The sequence below is a fragment of the Amycolatopsis sp. PS_44_ISF1 genome (assembly GCF_032335455.1).
In the GTDB taxonomy this organism is placed as follows: Bacteria; Actinomycetota; Actinomycetes; order Mycobacteriales; family Pseudonocardiaceae; genus Amycolatopsis.
The window spans coordinates 574,263-588,883 of the sequence record NZ_JANUXO010000001.1 but is presented as its reverse complement, the minus strand read 5'-3'; the positions used below and the strand labels follow the sequence as shown (position 1 = coordinate 588,883).

The window sequence follows — 14,621 nt, the reverse complement described above, 5'->3', positions numbered from 1 at the left end:
AATCGCCGAAAGGACTCGCGGCACAGTGCGCACCGATCTCGTCAAGCCGCTCCACGTCGCACTCCTGGAGAACGCGGCCAGGTTCCCCGGCAAGATCGCCTTCGCCGACGACCACCGCGCGGTCGGCTACGGTGAGCTGGAGGCGCGGACGCGCCGGCTGGCCGGGCACCTGGCCGGACTGGGCGTCCGGCCCGGGGACCGGGTGGCGATCTGCCTGGGCAACCGCGTGTCCACTGTGGAGAGTTACTACGCGGTCCTGCGCGCGGGTGGTGTCGGGGTGCCGCTCAACCCCGGGGCGGCGCTCGCCGAGCTGGCCCACCCGCTGGCCGACAGCGGGGCCACCGTCGTCATCACCGATGCCGCGCAGGCGCGGCGGCTCGAGCTCGCGCCCGGGGTCATCCTGCTGGTGACCGGGGACGGGCCGGACGGCGCGCTGTCCTACGACGAACTGGCGGCCACCGAGCCGGCCACGCCCGCCCCGGACGCCCTCGGCCTCGACGAGCCCGCCTGGATGTTCTACACCTCGGGCACGACCGGCCGGCCCAAGGGCGTGCTCTCGACCCAGCGCAACTGCCTCTGGTCGGTGGCGTCCTGCTACGTGCCGTTCCCCGGGTTGTCCGACCGCGACCGGGTGCTCTGGCCGCTTCCGCTGTTCCACAGCCTTTCGCACATCGCCTGCGTGCTGTCGGCCATGGTGGTCGGGGCCACCGTGCGGATCACGGACGGGAACTCGGCCGAGGACGTGATGCGGCTGATCCGCGAGGAGGACTCGACCTTCCTCGCCGGGGTGCCCACGACCTACCACCACCTGGTGCGGGCCGCCCGGCAGAGCGGCTTCTCCGCGCCGTCGCTGCGGATCGGTCTCGCCGGCGGCGCGGTGCTCGGCGCCGGGCTGCGCCAGGAGTTCGAGGAGACCTTCGGCGTTCCGCTGATCGACGCCTACGGCAGCACCGAAACCTGCGGGGCCATCACCATGAATCCGCCGGACGGGGCCCGCGTCGAGGGCTCGTGCGGGCGGCCGGTGCCCGGGGTCGACGTGCGGGTGGTGGATCCCGACACCGGGCTCGACCTCCCGGCCGGGCAGGACGGCGAGGTGTGGGTCAGCGGGCCCAACGTCATGCTCGGCTACCACAACAGCCCCGAGGCGACCGCCGAAGTGCTGCGGGACGGCTGGTTCCGCACCGGCGACCTGGCCCGGCGCGACGATGCGGGCTACTTCACCATCCGCGGCCGGATCAAGGAACTGGTGATCCGCGGCGGGGCGAACATCCACCCCGGTGAGGTCGAGGCGGTGCTGCGCACCGTCGACGGCGTCGCCGACGTGGCCGTCGGCGGGGTGCGGCACGAGTCGCTCGGCGAGGTGCCGGTCGCGTACGTGATCCCCGGCCCGGACGGGTTCGATCCCGCGGCCCTGATCGAGCGGTGCCGGGAGCAGCTGTCGGCCTACAAGGTGCCCGAACAGATCCGGGCGGTGACCCGGATCCCGCGGACCGCGTCGGGCAAGGTCCAGCGCCGGCTGCTGGCCGACGAACCCGGTGAGCTGCGCTACGCCGCGGCCGAGTACGAGGAACCCGCGAGCCGCGCCGAGCCGGACGAGGCCGCTGCCACCGCCCTGCGGGCTCGATTGTCCGAAGTGGATGATCGCGCGCAGCACGAGGTGCTCACCGAGCTGGTCCGGACCGAGGCCGCCGAGGTCCTGGGCCGGCCGGTCCCGGCCGAGCGGGCGTTCCGTGACCTGGGTTTCACCTCGCGGGCCATCGTCGAGCTGCGCAACCGGCTGGCCACCCGCACCGGGTCGTGGCTGCCGGTCAGCGCCGTCTTCGACCACCCCACCCCGCTCGCGCTCTCGGGGTTCCTGCGGGACCGGGTCTTCGGGATCGCGGACCCGGTCGCCGAAGAGACCGTGGCCGCCGATCCCGGCGAGCCGATCGCCATCGTCGGGATGGCCTGCCGGCTGCCCGGCGGGGTGGCCTCGCCCGAGGACCTGTGGCGGCTGGTGGCCGACCGCACCGACGCCGTGTCCGCCTTCCCCGACGACCGGGGCTGGGACCTGGCGGCGCTGTTCGACGCGGACCCCGAGCACACCGGGACCTCCTACGTCGACCGGGGCGGGTTCCTGCACGAGGCGGCCCTGTTCGACGCGGACTTCTTCGGCATCTCGCCGCGTGAAGCCGTGGCGATGGACCCGCAGCAGCGGCTGCTGCTGGAGACGTCCTGGGAGGCGCTGGAGAACGCCGGGGTCGACCCGGCCGCGCTGAAGGGTACCGACACCGGCGTGTTCTCCGGCGTGATGGGCCAGGGGTACGGCTCCGGCGGCTCGGTGGCGCCGGAGCTCGAAGGCTTCGTCACCACGGGCCTGGCGTCGAGCGTCGCCTCGGGCCGGGTGTCCTACGTGCTGGGTCTGGAAGGACCGGCGGTGACGGTGGACACGGCGTGCTCGTCGTCGCTGGTGGCGATGCACCTGGCCGCGCAGGCGCTGCGGGCCGGGGAATGCACGGTGGCGCTGGCCGGCGGCGCGACCGTGATGGCGACGCCGGGTTCTTTCGTGGAGTTCTCGCGCCAGCGCGCGCTGGCCCGAGACGGGCGTTGTAAGCCCTTCTCCGCTTCGGCCGACGGCACCGGCTGGGCCGAGGGTGCCGGGGTGGTGGTGCTGGAGCGGTTGTCGGTGGCGCGGGAGCGTGGTCATCGGGTGCTGGCGGTGCTGCGGGGTTCTGCGGTGAACCAGGACGGTGCGTCGAACGGGCTGACCGCGCCCAACGGCCGCTCTCAGCAGCGGGTGATCCGCCGGGCGCTGGCGAGCGCCGGGCTGCGACCGTCCGATGTGGACGTCGTCGAGGCGCACGGAACCGGGACGGTACTGGGGGACCCGATCGAGGCGCAGGCGGTGCTGGCCGCCTACGGCCAGGATCGGGAAACGCCGCTGTGGCTGGGTTCCCTGAAGTCGAACATCGGCCACGCGCAGGCCGCGGCCGGGGTCGCCGGGGTGATCAAGATGGTGCAGGCCCTGCGGCACGGCGTGCTGCCCGCGACCTTGCACGTGACGGAGCCGACGCACGAGGTGGACTGGTCGGCGGGCGCGGTCGAGCTGCTGACCGAGGCCCGCGAGTGGGCGCGCGACGGCCGGCCGCGCCGGGCCGGGGTGTCTTCGTTCGGGGTCAGCGGGACCAACGCCCACCTGATCCTCGAAGAAGCGCCCGAAGAGCCGGCGGCCGAAGAGACAGTGACACCCGCTGTGCCCGTTGTGCCCGCAGTGCTGCCGCTGGTGCTTTCCGCGCACAGCAAGGCTTCCCTCGCCGGGCAGGCGGCCCGGCTGGCGGACTTCGTGGGGACGGCGGACCTGGCCGAGGTGGCCGGGGCCCTGACCCGACGTGCGGTGCTGGCCGAGCGCGCGGTGGTCGTGGGTGGTGGTGACGAGGTCGTCGCGGGTTTGACGGCGTTGGCTGGTGGTGCGGGGGCCGCCGGTGTGGTCGTGGGCCGGGCGGAGGTGGCCGGGAAGGTGGTGTGGGTGTTCCCGGGGCAGGGGACGCAGTGGGTGGGGATGGGGCGGGAGCTGCTGGATTCGTCGCCGGTGTTCGCGGCGCGGATCGCCGAGTGCGAGGCGGCGCTGGGGCGGTGGGTGGACTGGTCGCTGGTCGAGGTGCTGCGGGGGGACGGCGCGGCGCTGAACCGGGTGGATGTGGTGCAGCCGGTGTGCTTCGCGGTGATGGTGGGTCTGGCCGCGGTGTGGGCTTCGGCGGGGGTGCGGCCGGACGCGGTGGTGGGCCATTCCCAGGGGGAGATCGCCGCGGCTTGTGTGTCGGGCGCGTTGTCGCTGGAGGATGCGGCGATGGTGGTGGCCCGGCGGAGCCGGGTCATCGCCGGTGGGTTGTCGGGTCGTGGCGGGATGGTTTCGGTGGGGCTGGGCGAGGCGGAGGTGGCGGCTGGGCTGGGTCCGTGGGAAGGCCGGATCGAGGTGGCGGCGGTCAACGGGCCGGGTTCGGTGGTGGTCGCGGGGGAGGTGGAGGCCCTGGCCGAGGTGGTGGAGCTGTGGTCCGGGCAAGGGGTTCGGGTGCGGTGGGTGGATGTGGATTACGCGTCGCACACCCGGCAGGTCGAAGGGGTCGAGGACGAGCTGGGTGCGGCGCTGGGCGGGGTGGTTTCGCGGGCGCCGGAGGTGCCGTTCCTCTCGACGGTGACGGGTGAGTGGGTCTCGGGGCCCGGGGCGGTGGACGGGGATTACTGGTATCGGAACCTGCGGAGCCAGGTGCGGTTCGGTTTCGCGGTCGAGCGCTTGCGGGAGTCGGGGTACGGGGTTTTCGTCGAGGTGAGCGCGCACCCGGTCCTGGTGCAGCCGCTGAGCGAGGGTGACGGGGCGGTCGTGGTGGGTTCGCTGCGCCGCGGGGACGGCGGTGTGCAGCGGCTGCTGGCGTCCATGGCGGAACTGTTCGTCCGCGGGGTGTCCGTGGACTGGACCTCGGTGGTCCCGCCCGCGCGGGTGGACCTGCCGACGTACGCCTTCGACCACCGGCACTACTGGCTCGAACGCAGCGAACCGGGGACGGGCCCGGGCGCGAGCGGCCACCCGCTGATGGGCACGCTCGTCAGCACTCCCGGTTCGGCCGGGCTCGTGGCCGTGGCCCGGTGGTCGCCGCGGGCGCACCCCTGGCTCGCCGAACGCGTGGTGGCCGACGACAGCGTGGTGGCCGACTCCATCGTGATGCCGAACGCGGCGCTGGTCGAAGCGGCCATCCGGCTCGGCGACCTGGTCGCCGCCCCGGTCCTCGCCGTCCTGACCGTCGAGACGCCGGTCGTGCTGCCCCGCAGTGGTGGCCGGGACGTCCAGTTCGTCGCCGCCGCCCCCGACCCGACGGGCCGGCGCGCGGTCGAGATCCACTCCCGTGCGGCCGACGCCGGACTGGACGCCCCGTGGACGCGCCACGCCGTGGGCGCGCTGACCCCGGTCGCGGCCGAGGTGACCGTTCCGGACGGCACCGGGACCGAGGTCGCCTTGGCGGGTGCGGCCCTGCGGGACGCGAGCCGGTACGGGATGCACCCGGCGCTGCTCGACGCCGCCGTCCGCACGGTCCTCCCCGAGGGGATGCACGCGTCGACCTGGACCGGCGTGACGCTGTCGGCCACCGGGGCGACGGCGGTCACCGTGACCTCGGCCGGTGACGCGCTGGTCCTGGCCGACCCGGCCGGGCAGCCGGTGCTGACGGTGGAAGCGGTGCGCGGCACGCCGATCACCGCGACCCCGTCGGGGGCGACCGACTTCCTGTTCCACCTGCGCTGGCAAGACATCACACTGTCCGAAGCGGATTCAAAGGTGACCTTCGCGCCCGTCGGCGAGGTCGCGGACGTGCTGGTCTTCGAACCCGCCGAGGCCGGCCCGCGGGCGGCCGTCGCGGCGACGCTGGCCGTGCTCCGGTCCTGGCTGGCCGACCCGGCCCAGGCCGACACCCGGCTGGCCGTGGTCACCGGGGACTGCACCGGGCTCGACGCGGCCGCGGTGTGGGGCCTGGTGCGCTCGGCGCAGTCCGAGCACCCGGACCGGATCGTGCTGGTGGACCTCGACGAGGACTCCCGGCCCGCGCTGCCCGCCGCGGTCCTGAGCGGGGAACCGCAACTGCGGCTGCGCCGCGGCGTCGCGCAGGTGCCCCGGCTGACCCGGGCGCCGGTGCCCGGCGCCGCGCGGCCGCTCGATCCCGAAGGCACCGTGCTGATCACCGGCGGCACCGGGACGCTCGGCGGGCTGACCGCCCGCCACCTCGTCACCGCCCACGGCGTCCGGCACCTGCTGCTGCTCAGCCGCCGCGGGGAAGCCTCCGCGCTGCACGACGAGCTGACCGCGCTGGGTGCGTCCGTCACCATCGTCGCCTGCGACGCGGCGGACCGGGACGAGCTCGCCGCGGTCCTGCGGGCGATCCCGGCCGAGCACCCGCTCACCGCCGTGGTGCACACCGCCGGCGTGCTGGCCGACGGGGTGCTCACCGAGCAGACCCCGGAGCGGATCGACACCGTGCTGCGGCCGAAGCTGGACGCGGCCGAGCACCTCGACGAGCTGACCCGGGACGCCGACCTCGCCGCGTTCGTGCTGTTCTCCTCGGCCGCCGGTGTGCTGGGCAACCCCGGTCAGTCCGGGTACGCCGCGGCCAACGCCTGCCTGGACGCGCTGGCGCACCGGCGGGTGGCCGCCGGCCGCCCGGCCGTGTCGCTGGCCTGGGGCTACTGGTCGACGGTCAGCGGACTGACCGAGCACCTGGGGGCCGCGGACCTGCGGCGCAACCGGCGCAACGGGATGACCGGGCTGTCCGCGGCCGAGGGCATGGCCCTGCTGGACGCCGCCTTCGGCGCCCAGGGCGCTCTGGTGGCGGCCAAGTTCGAGCCGGCCGTGCTGCGGGCGGCGGTGGCCGAAGGCGTGGTGCCGCCGCCGCTGCTGCGCGAACTGGTCCCGCCTTCACGCCGGGTGGCGGCTGCGGCCGGGACGGCGTCACCGGTCGAGCGACTGGCCCGGCTGGGCGAAGCCGAGCAGGCCGAAGCCCTGCTCGAGCTGGTGCGGCGGCACGCCGCCGAGGTGCTCGGGCACGGCGACGCGGACGCCGTCCACTCCGGACGGACGTTCAAGGACGCCGGTTTCGATTCGCTGACCGCGGTGGAACTGCGCAACCGGCTCTCCACCGCGACCGGGCTGACCCTTTCCCCGGCGCTGATCTTCGACTACCCGAAGCCCCCGGCGCTCGCCGGGCACCTGCGCACCCGGCTCTTCGGGGACGACACCGGCCGGCGGCCGGCCCCGGCCATCGACACGATCGCGAGCGAGGAGCCGATCGCGATCGTGTCGATGGCCTGCCGCTTCCCCGGCGGGGTGGCCGGGCCGGAGGACCTGTGGCGGGTCGTCGCCGACGGCGTGGACGTGGTCACCGAGTTCCCCACCGACCGCGGCTGGGACACCGACCGGGTCTACCACGCCGATCCCGACCACGAAGGCACCACCTACGTGCGGCACGGCGCGTTCCTCGACGACGCCGCCGGGTTCGACGCCGCGTTCTTCGGCATCTCACCGAACGAAGCCCTCGCCATGGACCCTCAGCAGCGGCTGCTGCTGGAGACGTCCTGGGAGCTGTTCGAACGGGCCGCGATCGACCCGGCCACCCTGGCCGGGCAGGAAGTCGGCGTCTTCACCGGGGTCAACAGCCACGACTACGCGATGCGGATGCACCGGGCCGCCGGGGTCGAGGGCTTCCGCCTGACCGGGGGTTCGGGCAGTGTCCTGTCCGGCCGGATCGCCTACCACTACGGCCTCGAGGGCCCGGCCATCACCGTCGACACGGCCTGCTCCTCGTCCCTGGTGGCGCTGCACATGGCGGTGCAGGCGCTGCACCGCGGCGAATGCACCATGGCGCTCGCGGGCGGCGTGATGGTGATGGGCACGGTCGAGACCTTCGTCGAGTTCTCGCGCCAGCGCGGGCTCGCGCCCGACGGCCGGTGCAAGGCGTTCGCGGACGGCGCGGACGGCACCGGCTGGTCCGAAGGCGCCGGGCTGCTCCTGGTCGAACGGCTGTCGGACGCGCAGCGTCACGGCCACCAGGTCGTGGCCGTCGTCCGCGGGTCGGCGGTCAACTCCGACGGCGCGTCGAACGGACTGACCGCGCCGAACGGTCCTTCGCAGCAGCGGGTGATCCGCAAGGCGCTGGCCGCCGCCGGACTGTCCACATCGGACGTCGATGCGGTGGAGGCGCACGGCACCGGCACGACGCTGGGCGACCCGATCGAGGCCGAGGCGCTGCTGGCGACCTACGGCCGGGACCGGGACCGCGGCCGGCCGCTGTGGCTCGGTTCGGTCAAGTCCAACATCGGGCACACGCAGGCGGCGGCGGGCGTGGCCGGCGTGATCAAGATGGTCATGGCCATGCGCCACGGCGTGCTGCCGGGCACGCTGCACGTGGACCGCCCCTCGTCCCACGTGGACTGGTCGGCCGGCGCGGTCGAGTTGCTGACCGAAGCCCGTGAGTGGGTGCGCGGCGACCACCCGCGCCGGGCCGGCGTCTCGTCGTTCGGCATCGGCGGCACCAACGCGCACGTGGTCCTGGAAGAAGGACCCGAACCGCCGGCCGCGGCGCCGTCGCGGCCGGAACCCGAAGGCCGTGCGGTGCCGGTGCTCGTGTCGGCGCGGACCGCGGCCGGGTTGCGGGCCCAGGCCGGACGGCTCGCCGCGTTCCTCGCGCAGCGGCCGGACGTGCGGGTGGCCGACGCCGCCCACGCCCTGGCCACCACCCGCGCCCGGCTCGACCACCGGGCCGTCGTCCCGGCGGCCGACCGGCGGTTGCTCGTCGCCGACCTGGAGGCTTTCACCCGCGGGGAAGCGAGCCCCGGTGTCGTGGCCGGCACCCCGGTCGCCGGCCAGCTGGCGGTGCTGTTCACCGGCCAGGGCAGTCAGTGGGCCGGCATGGGCCGCGCACTCGCCGAGACCTACCCGGTGTTCCGCGACGCCTTCGCGGCCGCGTGCGACGCCGTCGACACCCACCTGGGTGAGCGGCCGCTGGCCGAAGTCGTCTGGGCGGCCGACAGCACGCTGCTGGACCGGACGGTGTACACGCAGGGTGGCCTGTTCGCTCTGGAAACGGCGCTGTACCGGCTCTTCGAGTCCTGGGGCGTGCGGCCGGACCTGCTCGCCGGCCACTCGATCGGCGAGCTCACCGCCGCGCACGTGTCCGGGGTGCTGGACCTGGCCCAGGCCGGCGAGCTGGTCGCCGCGCGGGGCCGGCTGATGCAGGCCCTGCCCGCGGGTGGCGCGATGGTGGCCGTGCAGGCCACCGAGGCCGAGGTGACGCCCCTGCTGGCCGCCGCGGGCGACGTCGTCTGCGTGGCCGCGGTCAACGGGCCCGATTCGGTGGTGCTCTCCGGTGCCGAAGCCGCGGTGCTCGCCGTCGCGGGCGAGATCGCGGGCCGGGGCCGCAAGACGCGGCGGCTGGCGGTCAGCCACGCCTTCCACTCGCCGCTGATGGATCCGATGCTCGAGGAGTTCCGCGCGGTCGCGGACCGGCTGACGTACCGCCCGGGCACCGTGCCGGTCGTCTCGACGCGGACCGGCGGGCCCGCGCGGCTCGACGACCCCGGCTACTGGGTCGACCAGGTGCGCCACGCCGTGCGGTTCGGCGACGCGGTCACCGCGCTGCACGAGGGCGGGGCCACGACGTTCCTCGAACTGGGCCCGGGGGGCGCGCTCGCCGCGATGGCGCTCGGCACGCTCGGCGGCCCCGAACCGAGCTGCGTCGCCACGCTGCGCAAGAACGGCGTGGAGACCACGGACGTCCTGACCGCGCTGGCCGAACTGCACGTGCGCGGGGTGGCGGTGGACTGGGCGAGCGTGCTCGACCGGCCCGCGGTGGCCGTCGGGACCGAGCTGCCCACCTACGGGTTCCAGCACACGCGCTTCTGGGTCGGCACCGACGAGACGCCGGTGACCGGTGCGGTGGCGGCGGGGGTACCGGCGGCGGCGCCGGAGACCGGGACGCTCGCGGACCGGCTCACCGGGCTGGCCGAAGCCGAACAGCTCCGGGCGGTGCTGGACCTGGTCGAGGAGAGCACCGCGGTGGTGCTCGGACACCGCGACCGGGCCGGGTTCGACGGCGGGCAGTCGTTCAAGGACCTGGGTTTCGACTCCCTCAGCGCGGTCAAGCTCCGCAACCGCCTGCGGGACTTCACCGGCGTGGAGCTGCCCAGCACCCTGGTCTTCGACTACCCGACTCCCGACGTGCTCGCGGCCCACCTGCGGGCCGAGTTCCGCGGGGAGCGCCCGGCGGCGCCGGCGGCGGTGACCGTGGCGGCCTCCGACGAGCCGATCGCGATCGTCGGCATGAGCGTCCGGCTGCCGGGCGGCGTGGACAGCCCCGACGAGCTGTGGAAGCTGGTGCTGGAGCAGCGGGACGCGGTGTCCGGCTTCCCGGTCGACCGCGGCTGGGACCTGGACGGGCTGTACCACCCGGACCCGGCCCACCCGGGCACGAGCTACACGCGCACCGGCGGCTTCCTGCACGACGCGGCGCAGTTCGACGCCGGGCTGTTCGGGATCTCGCCGCGGGAGGCGCTGGCGATGGACCCGCAGCAGCGGCTGTTGCTGGAGGCGTCCTGGGAGGCCCTGGAGCGGGCGGGGGTCGACCCGTTGTCGGCCCGCGGCCACGATGTCGGTGTCTTCACCGGGATCGTCCACCACGACTACGTGACCCGGCTGCGCGAGGTGCCGGAAGACGTCCAGGGCTACACGATGACCGGAACGGCGTCGAGCGTGGCGTCGGGCCGGGTGTCGTACGTGTTCGGGTTCGAGGGTCCGGCGGTGACGATCGATACGGCGTGTTCGTCTTCGCTGGTGGCGATGCACCTGGCCGCCCAGTCGCTGCGGCAGGGCGAGTGCTCGATGGCGCTGGCCGGCGGCGTGACCGTGATGGGAACACCCGGCACCTTCGTCGAGTTTTCGCGGCAGCGGGGCCTGGCCGGGGACGGGCGGTGCAAGGCGTATGCGGATGGCGCGGATGGTACGGGGTGGGCTGAGGGTGTGGGTGTGGTGGTGTTGGAGCGGTTGTCGGTGGCGCGGGAGCGGGGTCATCGGGTTTTGGCTCTGTTGAAGGGTTCTGCGGTGAATCAGGATGGTGCGTCGAATGGGTTGACGGCGCCGAATGGTCCTTCGCAGCAGCGGGTGATCAGGAGTGCTTTGGGTAGTGCCGGTCTGGATCCGTCCGATGTGGACGTTGTGGAGGGTCATGGCACCGGGACGGCGCTGGGTGATCCGATCGAGGTACAGGCGTTGCTGGCCACGTATGGGCAGGGCCGGGAGCCGGGCCGGCCGTTGTGGCTGGGGTCGTTGAAGTCGAACATCGGGCACACCCAGGCGGCGGCCGGGGTCGCGGGCGTGATCAAGATGGTCATGGCGCTGCGGCACGAGGTGCTGCCGGCCACCCTGCACGTCGACCGGACCACGAGCCAGGTGGACTGGTCCGCCGGGGCGGTCGAGGTGCTGACCGAACCGCACGAGTGGGTGCGCACCGGCCGCCCGCGCCGGGCGGGGGTCTCGTCGTTCGGGGCCAGCGGGACCAACGCGCACCTGATCCTCGAGGAAGCGCCCGCCACGGCGGCGCTCGACGTGCTCCCCGCCGAGGCCGCGGTGCCGGTGGTGCCGCTCGTGGTTTCCGCGCGCAGCACCGGATCGCGGTCCGGGCAGGCGGCGCGGCTGGCCGCGTTCCTGGAGGGCGGCGGCGAACCGGCCGAGGTGGCGCGGGCCCTGGTCACCGGACGGGCGGTGCTCACCGAGCGCGCGGTCGTGGTGGCGGGCTCGCCCGGTGAGGCGCTGGCCGGGCTGCGGGCGCTGGCGCGCGAGGAGACCGCGCCCGGCGTCGTCACCGGGACCGCGGGCAAGCCGGGCCAGCTCGTCTGGGTGTTCCCCGGCCAGGGTTCGCAGTGGGCCGGGATGGGCCGGGAGTTGCTTGACGCGTCGCCGGTGTTCGCCGAGCGGATCGCCGAGTGCGCTGCCGCGCTGGCGCCGTGGGTCGGCTGGTCGCTGCTCGATGTGCTGCGCGGCGATGCCGATCCCGCGTTGATGGACCGGGTCGACGTGCTGCAACCGGCCAGTTTCGCCGTGATGCTCGGCCTCGCCGCGGTGTGGACGTCCCTCGGGGTCGTCCCGGCCGCGGTGGTGGGGCACTCACAGGGCGAAATCGCCGCCGCGTGCGTATCGGGCGCGCTTTCGCTCGAAGACGCGGCAAAGGTCGTGACGCTGCGCAGCCAGGCGATCGCCACGCGGCTCGCCGGGCGCGGCGGGATGGCGTCGGTCGCGCTGAGCGAAGAAGACGCGGTCGAACGCCTGGGGCCGTGGGCGGACCGAGTCGAGGTCGCGGCCGTCAACAGCCCGTCGTCGGTGGTGGTCGCCGGGGACGCCGGAGCCCTCGACGACGCGCTGGCCACCCTCACCGCCGACGGCGTGCGGGTGCGGCGGGTGGCGGTGGACTACGCCTCGCACACCCGGCACGTCGAGGCCATCGAAGACGTCCTCGCCGAGGTGCTGGCGGACGTGACCGCGCGGACCCCGGCGGTGCCGTTCTTCTCCACCCTCACCGGCGACTGGATCACCGAGGCCGGGGTGGTCGACGGCGGCTACTGGTACCGCAACCTGCGCAACCGGGTCGGGTTCGGCCCGGCCATCGCCACGCTGATCCAGCGCGGCCACCCGGTGTTCGTCGAGGTCAGCGCCCACCCGGTGCTGGTCCAGCCGATCACCGAGACGGCCGATCAGGCGACCGCCGAAGTGGTGGTGGCCGGTTCGCTGCGCCGCGACGACGGTGGGCTGCGGCGCCTGCTGGCCTCGGCGGCCGAGCTGTTCGTCCGCGGGGTCGCTGTGGACTGGTCCGCGGTACTGCCCGCGGCCGGCTGGGTGGATCTGCCGACCTACGCCTTCGACCGCCGCCACTTCTGGCTGCAGGACGCGGAACCGGAGGCCGTCGCGGCCGAGGGCCTCGACGCCGAGTTCTGGACCGCGGTCGAGCAGTCCGATGTGGACTCGCTCGGGGCGTGGCTGGAGCTGGCGTCGGCCGATCAGCGCGGGGCCCTGAGCGCCGTCGTGCCCGCGATGGCGCGGTGGCGGGAGCGACGCCTCGAACGGTCGAGCGCCGAGCGGCTGCGGTACCAGGTCTCCTGGTTGCCGCTCGAACGCGAGGTCACCGGGGTGCCGAGCGGCAGCTGGCTGGTCGTCGTGCCGGGCGCACGGCCGCAGGACAGCGTCACCGACGTGCTCCTGGCCGAGCTGGCCGCGCAGGGGCTCGACGTCGTCCGGCTGGAGGTCGGGGACGGCGACGACACCCGGGAGCGGCTCGCCGGACGGCTGACCGACGTCCTCGCCGGGACCGACCCGGCCGGCGTGCTGTCCCTGCTGGCCCTGGACCGGGGGACCGCGGACGCGGCCACGCTCACGGCGTCGACGCTCGCGCTGGTCCAGGCCCTGGGCGACCGCGGGGTCACCCGGCCGCTGTGGTGCCTGACCGCCGGCGCGGTGAACATCGGCATCCAGGACACCGTCACCGCACCGGCCCAGGCGGCGGTGTGGGGCCTCGGCCGGGCCGTCGCGCTGGAGCGTCTCGACCGGTGGGGCGGTCTGGTCGACCTGCCCGCCGTGGCCGACCCGCGCGCGACCCAGTACCTGCTCGGCGTGCTGAACGGCACCGCGGGCGAGGACCAGCTCGCGATCCGGCGGTCCGGCGTCTACGGACGGCGGCTGCTGCGCAAGCCGGTGCCGGAGTCCGGCGGGAACCGCTGGGAGCCGCGCGGCTCGGTCCTGGTGACCGGCGGTGCCGAAGGGCTCGGCCGGTACGCGTCGGTCTGGCTCGCCCTGGCCGGCGCCGAACGGCTCGTCGTCACCACCACCGGGCACGCGCCCGAAGACTGCGTCGCCGACCTTCGGGCCGAGCTGACCGAGCTCGGGCTGGCCACCACCGTGGAGTCCTGTGTGGACGCCGACCGGGACGCGATCACGGCGCTGGTGGCCGCTTCGGCCCCGGAGCAGCCGCTCACGGTCGTGGTGCACGCCGCCGACATCACGCAGACCAGTCTGGTGGACGACACCGGCGAAGCGGACCTCGCGGCGGTGTTCGGGACCAAGGTGTCCACCGCGGTGTGGCTGGACCAGCTGTTCGAGGACACCCCGCTCGACGCGTTCGTGGTCTTCTCCTCGATCGCGGGCGTCTGGGGCGGTGGCGGCCAGGGGCCGTCCGCGGCGGCGAACGCCGTGCTCGACGCCCTGGTCGAGTGGCGCCGGGCCCGGGGCCTGAAGGCGACGTCGATCGCCTGGGGCGCGCTGGACGAGATCGGCGTCGGCATGGACGAGGCCGCGCTCAACCAGCTCCGCCGCCGCGGGGTGCTGCCGATGGCCCCGCCGCTCGCGGTGACGGCGATGGTGCAGGCGGTCGAGGGCGCCGAGAAGTTCGTGGCCGTGGCCGACCTGGACTGGGCGGCCTTCGTCCCGGCGTTCACGTCGGTCCGGCCCAGCCCGCTGTTCGCCGACCTGCCCGAGGCGAAGGCGATCCTGCAGGCGGCGGGGGACGACAGCGCGGACGGCGACACGGCCGCGTCGCTGGCGGACTCGCTGCGGGCGGTGCCGGACGCCGAGCAGAACCGCGTGCTGCTGAAGCTGGTCCGCGGGCACGCTTCGACGGTCCTCGGGCACGGCGGCGCGGAGGGCATCGGGCCCCGGCAGGCGTTCCAGGAGGTCGGCTTCGACTCCCTGGCCGCGGTCAACCTCCGCAACAGCCTGCACACCGTGACCGGTTTGAAGCTGCCGGCGACGCTGATCTTCGACTACCCCACCCCGGAAGCGCTCGTCGGCTACCTGCGCGTCGAACTCCTCCGGGACCCCGCCGACGGCGCGGACAGCCGGGAGGACGACCTCCGGCGGGTCCTCGCGTCCGTGCCGTTCGCGCGGTTCAAGGAAGCGGGCGTGCTGGACGCGCTGGTGGCGTTGGCCGAAGCCGCATCCGGCGGCACCGGCGGCACCGGCGGCGAAGAGGTCGCCGGGCCGGCGCCGGTGCGAGCCGACGCCGAACTGATCGACGCACTGGACATCTCGGGCCTCGTGCAACGGGCTCTGGGCAAGACGAGCTGAC

At 74.5% G+C, this 14,621-nt stretch carries 1 protein-coding gene; it reads left to right on the top strand.

All coding sequences use genetic code 11. The annotated features are described in order from the left end of the window. Positions 1–25 precede the first annotated feature (25 nt). On the top strand, positions 26–14,620 hold the full coding sequence (locus NYF13_RS02475; protein WP_315653847.1) for a type I polyketide synthase: 14,595 nt from the start codon (positions 26–28) through the stop codon (positions 14,618–14,620). Position 14,621: the final 1 nt, after the last annotated feature.